This is a genomic window from Rugamonas fusca, assembly GCF_014042365.1.
Taxonomy (GTDB): Bacteria; Pseudomonadota; Gammaproteobacteria; order Burkholderiales; family Burkholderiaceae_D; genus Rugamonas; species Rugamonas fusca.
In genome coordinates, this window is record NZ_JACEZS010000011.1 from 1 (window position 1) to 22024 (window position 22024).

Below are 22024 nucleotides of genomic sequence, written 5' to 3' on the forward strand. Positions count from 1 at the left end.
GCAACGCAAGGCTGCGCTTCATGCTGACCGAGATGTTTTGCAATTGCTGGGCAACCTGATCCTCCAGCTGCCGCTTTTGGTAATAAAGCCGCACCATGCTGGTGCCGACGTACAGGCAAGCCAGGAAGGCCAGTAGCCACGAAATCGCCGCATAATCCTTCGGCCGTCGCTGGCGGGGTGCGTCGCTTGAACTAGAGGGTGAAACCATATGCAGTCTTTACAGTAGCGCTCACTCTCGACGTCTTGGCACTGGCAGGCTGCCTTACGCGTGGTGAGTGGCTGAACTTCAAAAAATGAGTAAGCAAGGGAAACGCGGCAGCCTCAGCGAAGCGTCGTTGCGATGTATTGTTGTTTCATCTCGCGACGCAGCGCCACCGCGTCAGGTGCGGCCGGCGCCCCGGACTGGACACGGAATATCTGCACGGTCTCAGTCACAGAACGCGCCATCTCCTTGAGTGAATTGGCCGACGCCGCGATCTGCTCGACCATCGCGGCGTTCTGCTGTGTGATCCCATCTAGTTCCGCGACCGCTAGATTGATCTCCGAAATGCCAGACAACTGCTCACGGGCCGCGCCGCTGATTTCATGCACCAGGGAGGTGACACTGCGCACGCCGGTGACGGCATCGTGCAAAGTTGCCTGCGCTGCTTCCGTTTTCGCATAGCCTTGCCGCACCTTGTCGTCGGAGTCGTCGATAAGCTGTTTGATTTCCTTGGCGGCGCTGGAGGTGCGCTGCGCCAAGGCGCGAACTTCGGTCGCCACCACCGCAAAGCCGCGTCCCTGCTCACCGGCCCGTGCCGCCTCGACTGCGGCATTGAGCGCCAGAATATTGGTCTGGAACGCGATGCTGTCTATCATCTGGGTGATCTCGCCGATGCGTCCGGACGCGGCCTGAATTTCCAACATCGTGCCGTTGACATCATCCACTGCGACTCTGCTGCGTTCGGCCACGGCGCTCAGCTGCTCGGCCATCTGGTTGGCCTGTTCGGCCGCGTCGGCGGTCTGGCGTACTGTGCCGGTAATCTGCTCAATGGCGGTAGCCGTCTTTTCCAGATTCGCCGCCTGCAGCTCCGTGCGGCACGACAGGTCCAAGTTGCCCTGCGCTATTTCGCCTGCGCCTTGCAGCAGCGCCAGGCTCTGTTCCCGCGCATCGCGCACGATAGACAGCATGTTGACGTTCAACTGGCTCAGGGCTTGCTGCAACCGGCCCATCTCGTCGTGACGGCTGTGTTGCACGGTCTGACTCAGGTCACCTGCGGCCATGGTATTGGCGGCTTTGATCAACGCATCAAGCGGCTCGACGACGCGCCGCGTCAGGTATTGCCAGCCACACAGCAGGGTCAAGAGCTTGAAGCCAGCCAGCAGACCAGTGGCCATGCCCCCGTCTTGCGGCATCAGAGCCGTGGCCATCGCGTTGGTCAGCACCACCGCCAGCAGCGCCAGCAAGATATCGGTGGACAGGCCGAAGCGCAGCCAGCGCGCCAGCCGCCCCCGCCAATCGTCGCGCACCAGGCGGCCGCCGGACAGGCGCGGCGCCCGCCTGCCGCTGCCCGGTGCCAGCCGCAGCTGGGCGTAGAGCTCCTCGGCGGCACGTATTTGTTCGCGTGTCGCCTTCGTGCGTACTGACATGAAGCCAACCGGCTTGCCGTTCTCCATCAACGGCGTGGCGTTGGCCATCACCCAGTAGTAATCGCCATTCTTGCGGCGATTCTTGACCGGCGCCGCCCACGGCTTGCCGGCGCCGATGGTGGCCCACATGTCGCGATACGCTTCCGCCGGCATATCCGGGTGCCGCACCAGATTATGCGGCTGGCCCAGCAATTCCTCCCGACTGAACCCACTCACTTCGATGAAAGCGGGGTTGCAATAGAGAATGCGCCCCTTGGTGTCGGTCGTCGACACCAACGTCATGCCTTGGGCCAGGATATATTCGATTTGAGTGATGGGCAAATTGGTGCGCATGCCGTTGTACCTCAAGATTAAGAGATGCTGCCTTGAAAAAATAAACCGCGTGCGCAGCAAGCGGGCACGCGATGGCATTGGCGCCTTGGGCAAGCGCCATCAAACAAAGAGACCGCCGGCCAAGGCTGACCAGCGTCGGATGCGGTCCGCTTAGAACTCTTCCCAATTGTCCGTGCCGGTCTTGCGAACGCTCGATGGCAGGACGGACCGCGCCGGGCGGCGCGGCGCCGCCAGTGCCTGCACGCTGGCAGGCACCGGAACGTCGGTCAACTTGAACACGCTCACTGCTTGCACCAGATCGCCGGCCTGGTCCTTCAGGCTGGCCGCAGCAGCCGCCATTTCCTCGACGAGGGCGGCGTTCTGCTGGGTAGCCTGATCCATCTGCCCCACCGCCTCACCGACTTGCGCCACGCCCGTGCTCTGCTCGCCGCTGGCGACGCTGATTTCGCCCATGATGTCGGTAACGCGCACGATGCTCTCGACGACGTCGCGCATTGTGCTGCCCGCCTGGTCGGCCAACGCGCTGCCACGTTCGACTCGCTCCACACTGGCGCCGATCAGCTGACGGATTTCCTTGGCAGCCTCGGCACTGCGCCCGGCCAGCGAGCGCACTTCCGTGGCCACCACGGCGAAGCCGCGCCCCTGTTCGCCGGCGCGCGCCGCCTCGACGGCGGCATTGAGCGCCAGGATATTGGTCTGGAACGCGATACCGTCGATGACGCCGATAATGTCGGCAATCTTCCTGCTGGCCGCATCGATCTCCTTCATGGTATCGACCACCTGTGCCACCACGCTGCCCCCCTGCTGTGCGACCGCCGACGCGCTTTGCGCCAGCTGGTTGGCCTGGCGGGCATTGTCAGCGTTCTGTCGAACGGTCGTGCCCAGTTCCTCCATACTGGCTGCGGTTTGCTCCAGCGCGCTGGCCTGTTCCTCCGTGCGACCGGACAGATCCATGTTGCCGCTGGCGATCTGGGCGCTGGCCGATGCCACGCTCTCGGAGCCGCCGCGTACCTGGCCAACAACGCGCACCAGGCCATCCTGCATGGCTTTGAGCGCCGTCAGCAGCTGGCCGGTCTCGTCGCTGGATTCGACGCGCACCACGGACGTGAGATCGCCGGCGGCCACGTTACCCGCCAGTTGCACAGCCTGTGCCAGCGGCCCGACGATCGACCGGGTAATGGCGATGCTGGCCGCCACGGCGACCAGCACCGCCAGCGCGCTCAACACCAACACGCGCCGCGTGGTGACCCGACCGTCGGCCAGCGCCTTGGTGGTCGCCTCCTGCATCTTCTGGGTCTGGAATTCGATCAATTTGCCCAGCGTGGCAACATAGATGTTCTGCGGCTCGCGCAACTCGTTGAGCACATAGGCCCCCGCCGCCTCGACCTTGCCCTCCGTCAGCAGCGCCACGGCTGCCTGGCGCGCCTTGATGTAGGCGTTGCGCTTTTGCTCAAGGTCATTGGCCAGCTGTAAGCCCTGGGGGGTGTTGGCCAGGGCCTTGAGCTGGTCGAACATGGGCGTAATCCTGGCCGTCGACTCATCCACCTTGGCCAGCGAGGACTTCAACTCCGCCGGGTCCTGTGCGCCGATAATGGCATTGCGCAGGTAGCGCGCCTGCAAGTTCACCTCATTGCGGATGTCGGTGGAAAGCGCCACCTTCGCGTACCGGTCGTTGACGATGACGTCGGTGGCAGTGTTGACACTGTCCATGCTGGTAAGCGCAACGGCGGCAATGGCGATGATGAGCACCGTCAGCAGGGAAAAGACGGCCGCCAGGCGGGTGCCGATTTTCATGTTCTTGAATTTCATGGATTAGTCTTTCTTTGGTGTTGCATACAATCTGGTTCAGGCCACCGGAGTGTGCGCGTCGGCCGCGTGCGCCGGCAGCACCGCGCCGCTGGCGACAAGTTGCTCGATGTCGAGCAAGATCAACATGCGTTGCCGCTCTGGCAGATCGATGGTGGCGATGCCGTTGACATGCAAGGTGGCGGCGGCGACGCCGCATTCCGGCACCGGCCTGATCTGGTCGTGCCGCAGCTCCACCACGTCGGAAACGCCGTCCACTACCATGCCAACGACGCGATCGCCAATATTGAGTACGATCGTCACGGTGTGACCGTCGTAGGCCACGTCGGCCATCCCCAAACGGATGCGCATATCGAGCACAGGAACGATGAGCCCGCGCAGGTTGTGCACCCCAAGCACGTGCGCCGGCGCATTGGCAATACGCGTGGGGACTTCATAGCCGCGTATCTCCTGCACCTTGAGAATGTCAATGCCATACTCTTCGGCACCGTTGCGGAAACTCAGGTATTCCCCCGCCCCGGCTGCGGACGATTGCATGGCCTGGGCCGTGCTTGCTGCTACTGCGGTGTTCATCTTCTTGGTCTCTTCCGTGAGTGATGGGCGAGGCTGCCACGGCGGGGCCGCGGCGCTGCCTTTGCGGCGGCTACGCCCCAGGTCAAAATGTGTGGCGGGTGCCGGCCATGACGGCGCGTGCATTGCTGTTGGCCGCAACGGCGGTGGCGTAGACCGGGCTGAAGTTCATGTTCGCCCCCTGGTTGCGCACCCGTGCGCCCACCAGGTAAAGAAGGGTGCGCTTTGACAACAGGACGTCGAGGCCGACGGCACTTTGCGAGGCCTGGTTACCCACATTCGTGTGATCCGTGATGCGGTAATAGCCGGTCGTCAGGTTGACAGCGGGCGAGATATCCCACCCGGCGCCCAGCGTCCACATCCCCAGGCTCGCCGCTCCTCCCGGCAATACTGCATGGGCCGGATTGGTGGCACGGTAGAGCGCCCCACTTACCTTGTAGGCGTTCCAACGGTAGAGCGCGCCAAGCGATACCAGGCGGTTGGTGTTGGCGGTCGGCACCAGCCCTGCGGCGGCCACAGCGGCCGGCGCCTTGTCGCCGAGCGCCTTGCCATAGAGCGCGGTGGCAACCGGTACATCATTCCCATAACCGTTGTAGTACAGCGCCGACAAGGTCCAGTCGTTCGCCCGATACACGGCGGTGAGGCTCTGCTGGGAATTGGCACGAACGCTCCCTCCGCTTTCGCCTGCCGCATAGCCGACGTTGAACGTCACGTCACCGATTGTCGGCGATGTGTAGACCAGGGCATTGTCGTTGTAGATGGTGCCGAATGCGACATTGGAATTATTGCCGATGAATGCCTTGCTGGCGCTGTTCAAGGCCACGAGGCCGTTCAAGGCACTGCCGAAATAGCGGGCGCCACGCGCATCCGTGCTAGCCATGGCAAAATACGTCGGCGACGCCTGCCGACCCAGCTTGATGGTGCCGAAGTCCCCGGACAGGCCGATGACCGCCATTTGGTTGAACAGAGAGGTGGCCGAATTGCTGTTGGGGCCACCGCCGCTGCCGTTCGCAAGGTTCACGTTGCCCTGCAATTGGAACAGCGCCTTGAGCTGCCCGCCCAAGGTCTCGTTGCCGCTCAGGCCCCAATTGCTGGTGCTGATGCCGCCGTCCTTCAACGCCCGCAAGGTGCCAGCATTGACTTTGCCCGGCAGATAGCCCGTCCCGCCACTGGTGTTCGTGATGTTTAGCAGCCCCGCATCCAGTGCGCCATACAACCGGACATCGGATTGGGCCATGACATGCCCGGCCATCACTGCAAGGCCGGTCGCGTAGAGTCCTTTTCTTTTCATTCTCAGGTACATTTTCATTGAGTTGGACGCGCAAAGACCATTGCCACCAGCGGGCAATGGTCGAACGCGTGGTGTCTTCTTGCGCCGCGCTTGCGGCGGCGCGACCGGCGTCAGGCTTCCCGTGTCGCCATCGACTTGCTATGGCTGTGGGCTGACGCCTTCATGATTTGGCGCGCAGCCAGTCCGAAGCAGACTGCTGCCAGGCCGACAGCCATGTCCGTGCCCATCAGGACCGTGGTCAATGGATGGGCGACACCGAAGGCGGCCATCCGGTCACTTGCGAAGCCAAGCAGCAGCGTTCCCAACGCGAGCGCGATAACGTTAATGCACATCATGGTGAAGCCGACGATGGAAGCACGCAGATGACCAGGTACGCTGCCCTGGATCAGGCTGAGTGCGCTGCCGTACACGGAAAACGGCAGGAATGCGCTGGCTGCCAAGCCCACGGTCAGCAGCGCGCTGTCGGCCGCAACGAACCGGCTGGCCAGCATCAGCGGCGCGCACAGCAGGGTCGACAGCGCCGGAAACAGCGCCAGGCGCCAGCGCGAACCACGCGCCAGCCGATCGGCCACGTAGCCGCCGCCGGCCGCACCGACGCAGCCAAATGCGATTTGCAGCATGCCGATCTGGCGGGCGATCTGGGCTTCGGCCGCGCCCCGCTCACGTACCAGCCATAGCTGCAGGAACGTGCTCTCCGCCAGCACCAGGTGCACCACGACAAAGCCTGCCAGCACCAGTATCAGGGCCGGCTGGCTGCGTATGCAACGCAATACGGCGCCCAGTTGCGGTAGGAAATTCTCGCCGCGTGCGGCATGACCCCGCGGGCCCGTATCGCGCACCAGCGCCACGCCCAAGGCCATCGCCACGCCCAATCCACCGAGCACGAGGAAGGTGCCGCGCCAGCCGATACTGGCCCCGACTGTTCCGCTGAGCAGATATGCAAGGCCGATGCCCAGTGGTATGCCCATGAAAAACAGGCCGTTGGCCGTGCTGCGCCGGCGCTGGTCAAACAGGTCGGCCAATATGGCCGTTGCTGACGGCACCAGGGCCGCCTCGCCGGCCGCCACCAGGAAGCGCGCCGCCAGCATTGCACCAAAGCCATTCGCCAGACCAGAGGCGGCCGTGCAGAAGCTCCAGATCAACATGCCGCCGGCGATAATGACTGTGCGACTGTAGCGGTCTGCCAGCGTACCGAACACCAGCACCATGACGCTGTAGCTGAGCACCCATGCGGCCCCGGACAGAAAACCGAACTGGGTGTTGGTCAGAGAGAGGTCCTGCGTGATCTGGGGCGAAAAGCCCAGCAGCATGCTGCGGTCCACATAGGCAATAATATTGATAAACAGAAGTACGGTCAGTACCAGCTTGGGATAACGCGTGAGCATCTTGTGACCTCTAAGGAATGTATCGTTGCGCCGACTGGCGCGGTAACGCGGCCGCGCATGCGGCGCACGAAATGGCAGGCTGGCTCCCCGCGAGGAAGCCGTGCCGCCGGCGCCGTCTCAGTCGCGGCCCTGTTCACCCAAGAAAGCTTGCAACTGGCGCACCACCCAGGCTGGCTGTTCCTCGGCGATCCAGTGGCCAGCGTCCTCGACCACGCCGCCCCGTACAGTATGCGCCACACGTTGCCACGATTCCATGGCGGCCATGCCGCGCCCCACGCCGGGGGCACCGCCGCCGTAGCACAGCACGGGCATGTCCAGCTTGCCTTCGGCCAGGAAGGCCTGGTTGTCGGCCACGTCCTGCGGCAAGGCCCGGTAGTAATTGAAGCCGGCCCGCATGGCGCCAGGCTGGCTGTAGGCGCGCACATATTCGCGCTGCGCATCCTCGCTGATGGCGTCGGGGCGGGCCCCTCCCTTGCGGAAGAAGTAGCGCAGGTAGACGTCTTCGCGTCCGGCGACGAGTACTTCCGGCAAGTCCGGTTCGCCGTGGAAACCGAAATGCCAGCGCGCCATCGCCGCCAGCGGCGCGCCGTCGCCCGGCACCGGCACGTCGAACACGGAGATGCTACGCACAGCCCGCCGGTGCTGGGCTGCCAGCGCGTATGCGACCGGTCCGCCCCAGTCGTGCGCCACGACATGGAACCGCTCGCAACCCAGTTCGTCATGCATGAGGCGCCACACGTCCTGGCTCACGGTGCGGGTGTCGTAACCGCCGGCGGGGCGGCTGGAGTCGCCCAGGCCGCGCAAGTCCACCGCCACCACGCGGTAGTCGGCCGCCAGCGCGGGCAGGATGTCGCGCCACATGTACCAGGTCTGCGGCCAGCCGTGCAGGAACACCACAGTCGGCCCGCTGCCAGCGGTCACGTAATGCAGCCGGACGTCACCCAGTTGGGCGTAATGATGGGAGAGTGCTTGTGTCATGAATAGCCCCTGCTCAGACTGGGTAGGTGCGCAGGAACCGCACTTTGTGTTCGAGAAATGCTTGCTGGATGGAAGCACACAAACCGTCATTGTCGATGGCATCGACCGGGTGGATATTTTTTAGCTCAGCGCCCAAGGCGCAGATGCGTTGTTTGATCTTCATCGATTCGTCTCCAAGATAGCATGTTCATAGCACGCAGTTATCGTCTTAAATCGTCGCCTACCTATACGGCGCGCTTGGACGTTGGCTTACTATAGCTTTACCTCATTTATTTGGCCTGCCTTTTGGCGAAAAAAAACTGTCATTTCGTGCAAAGTGCCCAATTCCAGGCAAATAAGCTGCCAAGACATTCTGATGAGCCCCAATGCGGACAGTCATCCTGGCCAATTTCCCCGATGTGCCCCGTCGGCCAGGGCTGCCACTCGAGGAGGTTAGTTGCTGCGGCCGGTCCAGTACGGGCTGCTGAGGCCTGACGGCCTCGGTTCGATACTTGCGTTGCCAGTTGCGCATGCTTGCCGACTGCGGCAACAGTTCGATTTTCTTGAATTATTCAGACCGGGCTGGCTATATTTCATTACGTTAGAATGCCATTTGACGAAAATATGCCATCATTTTGCGCAAAAAGACGCCGAATACGGCGTATGTAACCAAGGAACACAGAATGACCTTCATGCGTGCCGCCGTGCTAGCCAATTTTCCCGACGTAGCACGTCAACTGGGCCTGGACCCAGAGACGGAATTGCACAAGGTAGGATTGTCGCTGGAATACTTGACCACACCAGACCGCCACTTACCTAGTGATGACGTGGTTCGGCTGATCGAAGATCTCGCCAAGAACTCTTCTTGCGACACGGTGGGGCTACGCCTATCGCAACCGCGCAGCATGTCCGGCTTCGGCGTGGTGGGCTTGGTGTTGGCCCAGCAGCCAACGCTGCGCGCGGCGCTGCAGATGGTGTTGCGTTACCTGCCGTTGATCAATGAATCGCTGGCCCTGCGGCTGGAACTGGATGGCGAAGTGGCCCTGCTAACGGAGGAAATACTGACTACCACGGTCATGCCTGTGCACCAATCAGTGGAGTTGGCACTGGCCTCCAACCTCAAGCTGTTTCGCACCCTGCTAGGTGCGGAGTGGAGCCCGCGCTGCATATATTTTCGCCATGGGGCGCCGCGCTCGCTGGAACTGCATAACCAGATTTTCCACTGCCGCTGCGTATTTAACAGCGAGTTCAATGGCATGAGCTTCCCTGCGTATGAACTGGATCGCCCGAATACCACAGCAGATCCGGACATGGCGCACTATGCGGAACATCTTATCGGCGCCCTACCTGATCAAAGAGAGGAAACCACCACGATGCGAGTACGCCGCTTGCTGCATTTGTTCATGCCCTTGCAGCGCGCCGGCATCCGACCGGTGGCGGAGGCGCTCAAATGTAGCGTGCGTAAGCTTCAGCTGGACTTGGCAGCCGAGCACACCAATTTCGGCGACCTGCTCAACCAGATTCGTCGCGAGCGCGCAAAACTGTACCTGCAACATTCGCGCTATAGCATAGATCAGGTCGCTTCGCTGCTCGGCTACACTCAGCCAACTTCATTTACCCGATGGTTCCTGGTCCAGCATGGCCTGCCTCCAAGTACATGGCGTCGCCATTGCCAACTTAATATGCGCGGTGGCGCAAACATGGGCGTTTCCTGAGCTTGGACCCCATTGCCATTTACGTACCCAGATTCTCGGCGTGATGGCGGGCCCGGTCCGGGATGATTGCGGCCCCCAGTGGTCCATGATCGGCGGCACCAGAGCAGGTGGCAGGCGTGTGATCGCTGAATTAGACTTGTTCCGGAGAATATCGACGACGTCGGGGCGGTGCTGATGCGCTCCAAAGCGCAGGGGCAGCGGTTGGTATATCGACGACTTGAACTCTTTGTACAGCATGCAGCGCATTACGGCCATGTATGCCATCGAACAGTAGATCGGTGGCATGACTGGTGGGGAGTAAGCGGAGTTGGCGCTATTTGAATGTGGCGACTGCTTTCACGCCCGGCCAAATAAGGCCGGGGTGTGTTACCAAGAAAGTTTGTCCGGAGATTACTCAGCAAGCTTTGCCGGAACAATTTTTCTGTTCGGCAGCCCATCCAGGACATCATTGGCGGGTACGGGGGGAGGGCTAGTTCAGTACTGGTCAGTACCTTAGTTTCTTGATTTCAAAAGAAAAAAGCCCCATGAAGGAGCTTTAGTCTACTGGTGCTCGGGCCGAAATCGAAAAGTGCGCTGAAAGCCGCATGAATGCTTGATTCTTCGATGTTACTCATGCCGCATGGATGCAAACATGGATGCAAAAGGTTTTTCATTCGTGGCGACGGGAGCGTTGCCGTCACAAGCCGTCAATGTGGACGGCAGCGACCCATTGTATTTCTTGATTAAAATTTCGCAGCGATAGTTTCCTGATGTTGGCCTACAGGGTTACGCGGCGCCACGCTGTTGCCGATCCCAGCCCGGATACGGCCGGGCCAAAGGCGTCAGTTGCAGCCCACGACCCGACGGTCTAATTGCTGGCGCGTCGCAGGAGCAGGCGATGGCCATCAGGGAAAATCCACACTTCCCCATGGGGGACGACGATGCGGACAGCATCATTGCTCACATAAGCTAGGCGCTTCTTTCCTGCATCATTTTTCTCATCTTGTTCTGGATAGAGAAATGCCGGGTATAGGCTGACAGCCGGGCCAGGCTGCAAGCTTGGGCGGAGCGCAAGGAAGTTGGCGAGCCGGGCCGTAGCGCGTCTCACGACAACGCGGTTTATGTAGTGCAGAACGCGCATGGCGCCACCGGCAGCTGGAAACGATGATGTCCCATTATACGGCCGCGTTGCGCCGCGCCCGCCACAAGGTGCCCAACGGAAACGAAAATCAAGATGCCCTGGTGAAGGCTCTGGGTGAAGCGGGCGCCTGGTGACGGTGGAGCTGAGGAGCCGTCGGCGTGATTACGAATATGCCAAAATGGCTCAACGCCAGTGCATCATCGATAGGGCCAAACGAGACGCGGATTTTTTCATGCTATCCTGACGCGCAGGCAGTCATTGACGGAAAAACCATGCAAGCAGATTTTGATCGGTTCGGAATTCCCGTTGAAAACATCAAGGCGGCGGAAAGATGGGCGACCAAGCAGCGAGGAAAGTATCTGTATCACACCCGCGTCCCGACCCGAAAAGAAGTTTCCACGCTGTCCCCGCAAGAACTTGCGCCGCTCCTCATCGGCTGGATGGTACATAGTCCGACGGAAATTATTCCGAGCCGGGTCCAGGTGGAACTTGTGTTGGAACTCTTGAGTCAGCGCCGGGACGTGGCCGACCTGTCGAACCTGGTGGCCATGTGCCAGAACTACATTCGCGGCCAATAGCGGATAGGCGCCTATCGTGGCGCTGTTGCGTGCGTGTTGCGCGGCGTGTTACGTCAAGTGTGCGCATGGCGCAGCGCAACGACTTTTGCATGACGAATTGAGGCGGAAATGAAGTACGTGCGCGTTGGCTGTGCGTACTGCATGCGTACCTCGTTCGACTGGCCGTCCCGCTTCCCCCTCATCGCTTGATGCCAATACCATCCCACCACCCCATGCAGTCGTTCGCTGCTGGCGAGCGCCGTTAAAGGCGGCGCATCCCGTCCAGAAAAATATATGCCGCGTTTATAGGTAGCGGCGCACATTTTAGAAATAATTTACGGGGCAATTGCTAAGCTCCTCGCTATCGATTTTTTGATATCGAGTACCGCAATGCAACCCTCACACGCCATCAAGCCTGCCAAGCGTCGCGTCCCGCTCCTGCCGGGACCGTTGTACCTGATGAAGCTGACCGTGGCAGCAGAATCCGTCACCATGTTGCGCCAGATCGTGAGCCGCGTCTGCGGCGACGACTTGCAGTTCATGCGCATCGAACACTGCGCCCAGACCCGCCAGACCCACGTTTGCCTGTGCATAGCGCAGCGCGCTGCAGAGCCGATGCTGGACGCGGTGGCGCTCAATCTGCCGGACGCCCACTTCGGCACGATCCGCGAGCCGAAGTTGCGCTACCTGGTGCGCTCGCTCCGCGACGACGACCGATGACGATGCAAGCGCCGGCCTTTACTGGACATATACGCGGCGGCCGCCACTTTATATAAATCTTTTAGACGTTTCCCGCTAACCTGCCTCATACCGAAACCACTTCGTGGGAGGGGATATGGATGAACAAATCTATCGCACCAAGCACCAGGATGCCGAACGGCGCAACCTGCCGGTGCATGACCGCTTGCGTTACGCCCACAGCGCCAATCTGCGCGCCTACCTGTTGCTCGGCGTTGTGGCGCTGACCTGCGGTCTGGCCTTTCCGGTCGCCGACAAGGGGCATGTCGCCGCCGACACCGGACGTGCCACCTCCGCGCCCCTAGCACGCCAGGCAGCAAATCCGACGCCGTCGACCACTGGGCCTGTGCCACAGCTTTATTTTCACGATACGCGGCGCGAGGCCGCAGGGCAGCGCGACAAATCGCCATTGAACGGCACCGATGCCGGCATGCTGGAGGCGGTGCAGCGCCGTATCAACGCCGTACAGAACGCGGCGCCGGGCAGCATCATGCCGATTCCGATCGAACTGGTGACGGACGCCCGCACTGCCGCGCCGGAAATCAGTTTGGCAGAGGCGCAGCGGCAGGCGGAAAGCGTTGCCGCCGGTCGCAGGCTGAGTGTGGAAGCGGTGCGGCAACTGGTCAGCGCCAGCGCGCAGGCCAGGCGCGACGACCAGCGGCAAGTCAACCTGCTGGCACTGAACCTGACGCTGGACCTGGCCGCCACCGGCGTGCAGTAGCCGTCCCAGCGCTTGCCGGACACGATGCACATGATACGTCGCGCCACCGTTGATGACATCCCCGCCTTGCTTGATATCGAACAGGCCAGCTTTCACGGCGACCGCATCAGCCGCCGCAGTTTCCGCCGGCTGCTGACGGGCGGCAGCGCGCTGACTTTGCTCGATGCCTCCGGCGGCGCACTGCGCGGCTACGTCACGTTGCTGTTCCGGGCAGGCTTGCCGCGTGCCCGTGTGTATTCGATCGCCACCCACCCGCAGTACCTGGGACAGGGCGTGGCCGCCGCGCTGCTGATGACGGCCGAGCAGGCCGCGCTGGAACGGGGCTGCCTGGCCATGCGGCTGGAAATCCGCAAGGACAATGCGGCTTCGCTGAGCCTGTTCCAAAGTCGTGGCTACCGCATCTTTGGCCAGCACGCTGGCTATTACGAGGACGGCATGGATGCCTTCCGGCTGGAGAAGACCCTGACCCGTCACCTGCGGCCGGAACTGGCGCGGGCGCCGTATTACCGGCAGACGCTGGGCTTCACGTGCGGCTCGTCCTGTCTGATGATGGCCATGAAGGCGTTCCAGCCTGGGCTGGAACTGAACCGCACGCTGGAACTGCAACTGTGGCGCGAGGCGACCACCATCTTCATGACCGCCGGCCATGGCGGCTGCGGCCCGCATGGACTGGCGCTGGCGGCCCGCCGCCGTGGCTTTCCCTGCGCGATCTATGTCAACGGCCATGGCATCCTGTTCCAGGATTCCGTGCGCAGCGCGGAAAAGCGCGAGGTCATCCGACTGGTGCAGGAGGATTTCATGCGCCAGGCGGCCGAAAGCCGCATCCCCACCCATTACCGCTTTGCCGGCGCCGCCGAACTGCTGCAATGCTACGCGGCGGGCGGCATCGCGCTGGTGCTCATTTCGACCTACCGGCTGACCCGCGAGCGGGCGCCGCATTGGGTCATCATCACCGGCTGCGACGATCATTTTTTCTACATCCACGATCCTGACAACTCCGGCAACCGCAGCGGCGAGGAGCGCATCAACATGGCGATCGCCAGGCACGAGCTGGAACGCATGGCGCGATACGGGCGGCTTGGGAACAAGGCGGTCGTGGTGATCTACCCGCCCAGCGTCACGCCGCCGGCGATGGATGCCCAATGACTTCGCGGCCTTGCCTTGCCAGCGCCGTACGCGCCAGCGTTGACTGTCGTTCCAGCAACTGGCTCGACTTGTTCCGCCGCTAGCCCTCTCTCACCTTACGCGCACTTGACCGCACATCCATGTCTACCTTTCAACTGAACGATGCCAGTGTTCCCCATCAATCCGCCCAGCCGCGCTGGCACCGCCTGGAACACGTCCCCGCCGATGAACCCGAGCCGGCGCCGCTGCTGGTGCTGGAGTGCGACAAGGACCGGCCGCCAGGCTGGCCGGCGGAACGCTGTGTCAACGCCGCAAGCTACCTGAGCGCGGAAGCGCTGCACTATCCGGCCGGAACCCGGGTGATCAACCTGTGCCGGGGCTACAAGTACCTGTCGCCGGGTTACTACTGCTCCTTGCTGGCAGAGGCACGCGGTCACCAGGTGTTCCCCTCGGCGAAGACGATCAACGATTTGTCCAGCAAGGCCATCTACCAGCTCGATCTGGGGGAACTGGAACACACGCTGCAGGCGGCGCTGGCGCAGTGTGCCAAGCTGGCCGTGCCCACCAGGATGTCGGTCGACGTCTTCCTTGGCCAGGCCGACTATGCGCCGCTGGCGGCGCTGGCGCGACGGGTCTTTGCCGCTTTTCCCGCGCCCATGCTGCGGGTGGAAATCGAGCTGGCGGACAGGTGGCATATCCGCGCCGTGCGCACCCTGTCGCCGGCCTCGCTGGAGCCGCCGCATCAGGCGCGCCTCGATGACGCACTGCAGGATTTTGAGGCAGCCGGTTGGCCGGACGACGCGCCCCGTCAACGCCCCTGCCACGTCGCCATCCTGCACGATCCGCTGGAGGCGCTGGCGCCCAGCAACCCGGCGGCGCTGGCACGCTTTGTCCGGGCTGGACAAGAACTTGGCATCGACGTCACGCTGATCGAAAAGAAGGACTTCCTGCAGCTGGAAAAATATGATGCCTTGCTGATCCGCGAAACCACGGCGATCCGGCACCACACCTATCGCTTCGCCAAACAGGCGGCGCGGGCAGGCATGGCCGTGATCGACGACCCGACCTCCATCCTGCGCTGCACCAACAAGATCTACCTGGCCGACTTGCTGCGGCTGCACGGTGTTCCCACGCCGCGCACCTACGTGTTGCAGCGCGGAGATACGGAGGACATCGCCCGTCTTGAGCAGGAGATAGGCTACCCGATGGTGATGAAGGTGCCGGACGGCGCGTTCTCGCGGGGCGTCTCGAAGGTGGCCGACCGGGGGCAGTTTCTGGCTGGCGCCGCCGAATTGTGGCGCCATTCTTCGCTGCTGCTGGTGCAGGAATACATGCCCACCGAATTCGACTGGCGCATCGGCGTCCTGAACCGGCGCCCCATTTTCGCCTGCCAGTATTTCATGACCCAGGGCCACTGGCAGGTGGCCAAGCGCGATGCCAGCGGCAAGTCGGAGTTCGGCATGGGGCGCGGGGTGGCGCTCGACGCCGTGCCGCCGGAGCTGCTGCGCTGCGCGCTGGAGGCCGCCAACCTGATTGGCGACAGCCTGTATGGCGTGGACATGAAGATGACGGCACGCGGTCCGGTCGTGATCGAAGTGAACGACAACCCCAACATCGATGCCGGCATCGAGGACGGGGTGCAGGGCGATGAGCTGTACCGCATCGTGTTGCGGGAGTTGGCGCGGCGCGTGTCTGCGGGAGGCTGAGGGCGCACCACCCGGCTTTTCCATCAATCTATACGCCCTGTTTACACCACGCCCCCCACTTTTTAGACCGTTTTTACGGGGAAGCCGATAAGCTGTTTCCTATCGTAATGATCGAAGCGGAGGGCGCAAATGCATCCCTATTTTTATCCGAAGGCCGCGCAGCGGCGGCCGTTGCGCGGTCCTGTCAGCAGCACGCCGCCAGGCCGGAACGCCAGCGCGCCATGCCTGATGCAGATGACGGTGGCGACGGATTCCGCGACGGCGTTACGGCAGATTGTGATGCAGATTTGCGGCGATGCGCTCGACTTCTTGCGCATCGAAGCGTGCGAACACGGTGCCCGGATCAAGGTCTGGCTCTGTGCCAGCCGCGTGCTGGTATTGCAGGTGATGGATACCGTGCTGCATGTGTTGCCGGATGCGGAAATCGGGCGCTTCTCGATCCGCGCCGGTGGCGCCGCCGCTGCGCGCAAGCTGATGTGAACGCGAGCGCCAGCCCCTTTCAACCTTGACCGCTGGTGTGTGCCGGCGGCTTTTTTATACCCACCACAGGAAGACCGCAACATGAAGAAACTGATTCTCGCAACCGCTGTTCTGGCCGCATTCGCCGGCGGCCAAGTCCACGCCGAGGACGCCGCACCGGCCGCCAAGCCTGACAACGAGACGACCTTCAATGCCGCCGTCGTGTCGGATTACCGCTATCGTGGCATTTCGCAGACCCGCCTGAAGCCTGCCCTGCAAGGTGGCTTCGACTACACCAACAACCCCACCGGCTTCTATGCCGGCACTTGGCTGTCGACCATCAAGTGGACCAAGGACGCGGGTGGCAGCGGCGATATCGAATGGGACCTGTATGCGGGCAAGCGCGGTCAGGTGACGGAGGCCGTGTCCTATGACGTAGGCGTGCTGAGTTACGTCTATCCGTCGAACGACCTGGGCCATGTGGCCGGTTTCGCCAACGCCAATACCACCGAAATTTACGGCCAGATCGGCGCCGGCCCTGCCTATGTGAAATATTCGCACGCGCTGACGAACCTGTTCGGCTTCGTCGATAGCAAGAACAGCGGCTACCTGGACATCGGCGCCAATATCGAAGCGGGCGAAGGCATCACCATCAACCTGCACGCCGGCCACCAGAAAGTGAAGGGCACGGATGTGGCCAGCTATACCGACTGGAAGATCGGCGCCACCAAGGACTTCGGCGTGGTCAGCGGTGCGCTGGCCGTGATCGGCACCAACGCCAATGAAACGGCCTACGCTTCGCCCGCCAACGGCAAGTTCCTGGGCAAGACAGCACTCGTCTTGACCGTCAGCAAGACTTTCTAAGCCCGTTCCGGCCGGTCCTTGCCGACTGGTCAGACACTCCCCCGGGCTGCTTGCCGGGGCCGGATCCGCAGTCCGGCCCCGGTTTTTTTCGCCGGAGACAGGCGCGACAGACAAGATCGCTGCCGCGTCTGAATTTTTACACCTTGTTTACGCGGCGGCGCCTAGTCTTTACAACACTTTTAGGCCGTCTCCGCTAACCTTCTTACTATCAAAACAAGACCTTTTAGGGTGATGACGATGGACATAGTATTTATCGGTGCGATCGTGGCCTTCCTGGCCGTGACGGTGGCCTTTGCCGCCGGTTGCGACAAACTGGGAGGCACGCAATGAACACCTTTTATGTGATCGGGGCGCTGGCCTCGGCTGGCCTGCTGGTGTATCTGGTGGTGGCCTTGCTGAAAGCGGAGGAACTGTGATGACCATGCAATCATTCATGCTGCTGGCGGTCTTCCTGGCCGTGCTGCTGGCGCTGGCCTACCCGCTGGGTATCGTGCTGGCCCGCGTGGGCGACGGTTCTGCCGTGCCCGGGCTGGGCTGGCTGGGCAAGCTGGAACAGCTGCTGTACCGCGCCGCCGGCATCGCCGGCAAGGACGGCAAGGTTGAAGGCCAGAACTGGAAGGCTTACGCCGTCGCTCTGCTGGCGTTCAACGCCCTGGGCGCGCTGGCCGTGTACGGCCTGCAGCGCGTGCAGCAATGGCTGCCGCTGAATCCACAGGCCATGGCCAACGTCAGCCCGGATTCGGCCTTCAACACGGCCGTCAGCTTCGTCTCCAACACCAACTGGCAGGGCTACAGCGGCGAACAGGCCATGAGCTACCTGACCCAGATGCTGGTGCTGGCGGGTCAGAACTTCTTCTCGGCCGCTACCGGCATCGCCGTGGCCTATGCCCTGATCCGTGGCTTCTCGTCGCGCTCGGCCAAATCGATCGGCAACTTCTGGGTCGATATCACTCGCTCCACGCTGTACGTGTTGCTGCCGCTGTCGCTGGTGTTCGCCGTGTTTCTGGTGGGGCAGGGCGCGATCCAGAACTTCTCGGCCTACAAGGAAGTGACCCTGCTCGATCCCGTCACCTACACCCAACCAAAAGTGGGCGCAGACGGCCAGCCGCTGAAGGACGCCAAGGGCGAACCTGTGACGGAAACGTTGACCACCACCACCCAGACCATCGCCATGGGGCCGGTCGCCTCGCAGGAAGCGATCAAGATGCTGGGAACCAACGGCGGCGGCTTCTTCAACGCCAATTCCGCGCACCCTTATGAAAACCCGACGCCGCTGGCGAACTTCTTCCAGATGATCGCTATCTTCCTGATCCCGGCCGGCCTGTGCTTCGCCTTCGGCCGCATGGTGGGCGACCTGCGCCAGGGTTGGGCCGTGCTGGCCGCGATGACGCTGCTGTTCGTCGTTTGCACCGTCGCCGTGATGGGCGCTGAACAGCAGGCCCACCCCGCCCTGCAGGCCATGGGTGTGGACCAGGGTATGAGCGCCCTGCAGGCCGGTGGCAACATGGAAGGCAAGGAAACCCGCTTCGGCATCAGCGCATCGACCCTGTTCGCCGCCGTTACCACGGCTGCTTCCTGCGGCGCCGTCAATTCCATGCATGACTCCTTCATGCCGCTGGGCGGCATGATCCCCATGCTGCTGATCCAGTTCGGTGAGGTGATCTTCGGCGGTGTTGGCTCGGGCCTGTACGGCATGCTGATCTTCGCCATCCTGGCCGTGTTCATCGCCGGCCTGATGATAGGCCGTACGCCGGAATACCTGGGCAAGAAAATCCAGTCGTACGAAATGAAGATGACCTCGATCGCCATCCTCGTCACGCCCACGCTGGTGCTGGCCGGCACCGCCATTGCCGTGTTGACGGACGCGGGCAAGGCAGGCATTGCCAACCCTGGTGCACACGGCTTCTCCGAAATCCTGTACGCCTTCAGTTCGGCGGCCAACAACAACGGCAGCGCCTTCGCCGGCCTGTCCGCCAACACGCCGTTCTACAACACCATGCTGGCCATTGCCATGTGGTTCGGTCGCTTCGCCATGATTGTGCCGATTCTGGCCGTGGCAGGGTCGCTGGCTGGTAAGAAGCGCCTGGAGGCCAATGCCGGCACCATGCCCACCCACGGCCCCATCTTCGTCGGCTTGCTGGTCGGCGTGGTGGCCCTGGTTGGCGTGCTCAATTACGTCCCGGCGCTGGCGCTCGGCCCCGTGGTCGAACACTTGCAGCTGTTCGCTCGTTAATCTCAGGAGTACAAGATGTCACAAGCTCAAACGTCTCAGAAAGAGATGACGATCTTTACCAACCCGCCAGCCAAAAAGCTCAAGCTGTTCGATTCCGAACTGGTGGTTCCGGCGATCATCGACTCGTTCAAGAAACTCAGCCCGCGCACCCAGCTGCGCAGCCCCGTGATGTTCGTCGTCTACGTGGGCAGCATCATCACCACGCTGCTGTACGTGCAGTCGCTGGTGGGCCAGGGCGAGGCGCCATCCGGCTTCATCCTGGCCACCTCGATCTGGCTGTGGTTCACGGTGCTGTTCGCCAACTTCGCCGAAGCGTTGGCCGAAGGCCGCAGCAAGGCCCAGGCGGCCTCGCTGCGCAGCCTGAAGCAGACCGTCACGGCCAAGAAGCTAGCCAGCCCCAAGCACGGCACCACCTGGCTGCCGCAGGCCGCCACCGATCTGCGCAAGGGTAACTACATCCTGGTCGAAGCTGGCGACGTGATTCCCATCGACGGTGAAGTGATCGAAGGCGTGGCATCGGTCGACGAGAGCGCCATCACGGGCGAATCGGCGCCCGTGATCCGCGAGTCGGGCGGTGACTTTTCGTCCGTCACGGGCGGCACTCGCGTGCTGTCGGACTGGCTGGTTGTGAAAGTGACGGCCAACCCCGGTGAAACCTTCCTCGACCGCATGATTTCGATGGTGGAGGGCGCCAAGCGCCAGAAGACCCCCAATGAAATCGCCCTGACCATCCTGCTGGTGGCGCTGACCATCGTATTCCTGGTGGTGACGGTAACGCTGCTGCCGTTCTCGCTGTTCTCGGTGGACGCGGCCAAGGCCGCCGGCATCGCCAGCAGCCCGATTTCCATCACGGTGCTGATCGCGCTGCTGGTGTGCCTGATCCCCACCACCATCGGCGGCCTGCTGTCGGCCATCGGCGTTGCCGGTATGAGCCGCATGATGCAGGCCAACGTGATCGCCACCTCGGGCCGCGCCGTGGAGGCGGCCGGCGATGTGGACGTGCTGCTGCTCGATAAGACGGGCACCATCACGCTAGGCAACCGCCAGGCATCGGCCTTCTTCCCCGCCCCGGGTGTGACGGAGCAGCAGCTGGCCGACGTGGCGCAACTGGCCTCGCTGGCCGATGAGACGCCGGAAGGGCGCAGCATCGTGGTGCTGGCCAAGCAGCGCTTCAATATCCGCGAGCGCGAAATGGGCGCGCTGCACGCCGTCTTCGTGCCGTTCTCCGCCAACACCCGCATGAGTGGGGTGGACGTGGGTGACCGTCAGGTACGCAAAGGTGCGGCCGACACGGTCAAGAAGCATGTGGAGGCGCTGGGCATGCCGTATCCGGTTGAAGTGACGCGCACCGTGGACGACGTGTCGCGCCGTGGCAGCACGCCGCTGGTGGTGGTGGATGGCGGCCGCGTGATGGGCGTGATCGAGCTGAAGGACATCGTCAAGGGCGGCATCAAGGAGCGCTTCGCGGAACTGCGCCGCATGGGCATCAAGACCGTGATGATCACGGGTGACAACAAGCTGACGGCTGCCGCCATCGCTGCTGAAGCCGGAGTGGACGACTTCCTGGCCGAGGCCACGCCCGAGGACAAACTGAAGCTGATCCGCAGCTACCAGGCCGAAGGCCGCTTGGTGGCCATGACGGGCGACGGCACCAACGATGCTCCCGCGCTGGCCCAGGCCGACGTGGCCGTGGCCATGAACTCGGGCACCCAGGCCGCCAAGGAAGCCGGCAACATGGTGGACCTCGATTCCAACCCCACCAAGCTGCTGGAGATTGTGGAAATCGGCAAGCAGATGCTGATGACACGCGGCTCGCTCACCACCTTCTCAATCGCCAACGACATCGCCAAGTATTTCGCCATCATCCCGGCCGCGTTCGTGGGCACTTATCCGGCCTTGAAGGCGCTCGACGTGATGCACTTGGCCAGCCCCAACTCGGCCATCATGTCGGCCGTGATCTTCAACGCGCTGATCATCGTGTTCCTGATCCCGCTGGCGCTCAAGGGCGTGCAGTACCGCGCCATCGGCGCTGCCGCGCTGCTGCGCCGGAACATCTGGATCTACGGCGTGGGCGGCGTCATCCTGCCCTTCGTCGGCATCAAGCTGATCGATATGATCCTGGCCACCTTGCATCTCGTCTAACCGCCGGCGCCGCCTGTTCCTTGCCCGGAGCGGGCGGCGCGGCTACCCTAATCAGGAGTTACCATGTCTTCCATCATTCGTCCCGCCGTCGTCCTGTTCGGCGCGCTGACCGCCATCTGCGGCGTGCTCTATCCGCTGGCCGTGACCGGCATCGGCGCCGCCGCCTTCCCGGCGCAAGCGGCCGGCAGCATCGTTGAAGCCGGCGGCAAGCCGGTCGGCTCCAGCCTGATCGGCCAGGCATTCTCCTCGCCCAAGTATTTCTGGAGCCGGCCGTCGGCCACCTCCCCCATGCCCAACAACGGCGCCGGCTCCAGCGGTTCCAATTTGGGGCCGAACAACCCGGCCCAGACCGACGCCGTCAAGGGCCGCGTTGCCGCATTGCAGGCGGCCGATCCCGGCAACAAGCTGCCCATCCCGGTCGACCTGGTGACGGCCTCGGGCAGTGGCCTGGACCCGGAAATCAGCCTGGCCGCCGCCAACTACCAGGTCCACCGCATCGCCGCAGCGCGCCAGCTCGATACGGCACGGGTGCAAGCCTTGATCGAGGCGCAGCGCCAGAACCAGTACCTGGGATTCTTTGGCGAGGCGCGGGTGAACGTGTTGGCGCTGAACCTGGCGCTGGACGCGGAACCGGGCCAGAAGCGTTAAACTGGCCGCTGCCGGCCATTTCCAC

The 22024-nt window shown here is 62.7% G+C and carries 21 protein-coding genes; 13 read left to right on the forward strand and 8 right to left on the reverse strand.

Translation table 11 applies throughout. The features are described from left to right. From H3H36_RS26690 to H3H36_RS13805, 8 genes are all read right to left on the reverse strand, one after another. A partial coding sequence (locus H3H36_RS26690; protein WP_220459735.1) for a hypothetical protein occupies positions 1-208 on the reverse strand: 208 nt, incomplete at its 3' end. Between the two features lie 113 nt (positions 209-321). After that, positions 322-1962 (reverse strand): methyl-accepting chemotaxis protein, encoded by a 1641-nt coding sequence (locus H3H36_RS13775; RefSeq protein WP_182218505.1) that lies wholly within the window; start codon positions 1960-1962, stop codon positions 322-324. Between the two features lie 150 nt (positions 1963-2112). Beyond that, positions 2113-3771, reverse strand: coding sequence for a methyl-accepting chemotaxis protein (locus H3H36_RS27555; protein ID WP_182218507.1), 1659 nt, complete (start codon positions 3769-3771; stop codon positions 2113-2115). A gap of 36 nt (positions 3772-3807) precedes the next feature. Next, positions 3808-4341: a chemotaxis protein CheW gene (locus H3H36_RS13785; RefSeq protein WP_182218510.1), complete on the reverse strand. Its 534-nt coding sequence runs from the start codon at positions 4339-4341 to the stop codon at positions 3808-3810. Positions 4342-4423: 82 nt separating this feature from the next. Further along, complete coding sequence (locus tag H3H36_RS13790; protein WP_182218512.1) at positions 4424-5647, reverse strand: porin; 1224 nt, start codon at positions 5645-5647, stop codon at positions 4424-4426. 92 nt (positions 5648-5739) lie between these two features. Continuing rightward, positions 5740-7014 carry an MFS transporter gene (locus tag H3H36_RS13795; protein ID WP_182218514.1) on the reverse strand — a complete coding sequence of 425 codons (1275 nt, stop codon included), beginning with the start codon at positions 7012-7014 and terminating at the stop codon, positions 5740-5742. Positions 7015-7131: 117 nt separating this feature from the next. After that, on the reverse strand, positions 7132-7992 hold the full coding sequence (locus H3H36_RS13800; protein WP_182218516.1) for an alpha/beta fold hydrolase: 861 nt from the start codon (positions 7990-7992) through the stop codon (positions 7132-7134). A gap of 13 nt (positions 7993-8005) precedes the next feature. Further along, on the reverse strand, positions 8006-8155 hold the full coding sequence (locus H3H36_RS13805) for a hypothetical protein (RefSeq protein ID WP_182218518.1): 150 nt from the start codon (positions 8153-8155) through the stop codon (positions 8006-8008). A 499-nt stretch (positions 8156-8654) separates the two neighbouring features. On the opposite strand from H3H36_RS13805, the gene H3H36_RS13810 reads away from it, so the two are divergent. The 13 genes from H3H36_RS13810 (at position 8655) to kdpC (ending at position 21999) form a co-directional block, all read left to right on the forward strand. Beyond that, positions 8655-9686 carry an AraC family transcriptional regulator gene (locus H3H36_RS13810; RefSeq protein WP_182218521.1) on the forward strand — a complete coding sequence of 344 codons (1032 nt, stop codon included), beginning with the start codon at positions 8655-8657 and terminating at the stop codon, positions 9684-9686. Between the two features lie 1278 nt (positions 9687-10964). Beyond that, positions 10965-11384 (forward strand): hypothetical protein, encoded by a 420-nt coding sequence (locus H3H36_RS13815; protein WP_182218523.1) that lies wholly within the window; start codon positions 10965-10967, stop codon positions 11382-11384. A 369-nt stretch (positions 11385-11753) separates the two neighbouring features. Continuing rightward, the gene (locus H3H36_RS13820; RefSeq protein ID WP_182218525.1) at positions 11754-12083 is read left to right on the forward strand and encodes a hypothetical protein; all 330 of its coding nucleotides are present in this window, start codon (positions 11754-11756) and stop codon (positions 12081-12083) included. 115 nt (positions 12084-12198) lie between these two features. Next, positions 12199-12822 (forward strand): potassium-transporting ATPase subunit C, encoded by a 624-nt coding sequence (locus H3H36_RS13825; RefSeq protein WP_182218528.1) that lies wholly within the window; start codon positions 12199-12201, stop codon positions 12820-12822. Positions 12823-12852: 30 nt separating this feature from the next. Beyond that, positions 12853-13968, forward strand: a complete 1116-nt coding sequence (locus H3H36_RS13830) for a GNAT family N-acetyltransferase/peptidase C39 family protein (RefSeq protein WP_182218530.1) — start codon at positions 12853-12855, stop codon at positions 13966-13968. 119 nt (positions 13969-14087) lie between these two features. Further along, positions 14088-15653, forward strand: a complete 1566-nt coding sequence (locus tag H3H36_RS13835) for a RimK family ATP-grasp domain-containing protein (RefSeq protein WP_182218533.1) — start codon at positions 14088-14090, stop codon at positions 15651-15653. A gap of 129 nt (positions 15654-15782) precedes the next feature. Beyond that, the gene (locus H3H36_RS13840; protein ID WP_182218536.1) at positions 15783-16133 is read left to right on the forward strand and encodes a hypothetical protein; all 351 of its coding nucleotides are present in this window, start codon (positions 15783-15785) and stop codon (positions 16131-16133) included. An 81-nt stretch (positions 16134-16214) separates the two neighbouring features. Further along, positions 16215-16976, forward strand: coding sequence for a TorF family putative porin (locus H3H36_RS13845; protein WP_182218538.1), 762 nt, complete (start codon positions 16215-16217; stop codon positions 16974-16976). Between the two features lie 237 nt (positions 16977-17213). Then, positions 17214-17306, forward strand: a complete 93-nt coding sequence (locus tag H3H36_RS26695) for a potassium ABC transporter ATPase (RefSeq protein WP_220459736.1) — start codon at positions 17214-17216, stop codon at positions 17304-17306. Next, positions 17303-17392 (forward strand): K(+)-transporting ATPase subunit F, encoded by a 90-nt coding sequence (gene kdpF / locus H3H36_RS13850; protein ID WP_182154005.1) that lies wholly within the window; start codon positions 17303-17305, stop codon positions 17390-17392. Before H3H36_RS26695 ends, kdpF begins: the two co-directional genes overlap by 4 nt. Next, positions 17392-19209 carry a potassium-transporting ATPase subunit KdpA gene (gene kdpA / locus H3H36_RS13855; protein ID WP_182218541.1) on the forward strand — a complete coding sequence of 606 codons (1818 nt, stop codon included), beginning with the start codon at positions 17392-17394 and terminating at the stop codon, positions 19207-19209. Before kdpF ends, kdpA begins: the two co-directional genes overlap by 1 nt. Before the next feature lie 45 nt (positions 19210-19254). Continuing rightward, positions 19255-21351: a potassium-transporting ATPase subunit KdpB gene (kdpB, locus tag H3H36_RS13860; protein ID WP_182218830.1), complete on the forward strand. Its 2097-nt coding sequence runs from the start codon at positions 19255-19257 to the stop codon at positions 21349-21351. 63 nt (positions 21352-21414) lie between these two features. Further along, positions 21415-21999 carry a potassium-transporting ATPase subunit KdpC gene (gene kdpC / locus H3H36_RS13865; protein ID WP_182218544.1) on the forward strand — a complete coding sequence of 195 codons (585 nt, stop codon included), beginning with the start codon at positions 21415-21417 and terminating at the stop codon, positions 21997-21999. Positions 22000-22024: the final 25 nt, after the last annotated feature.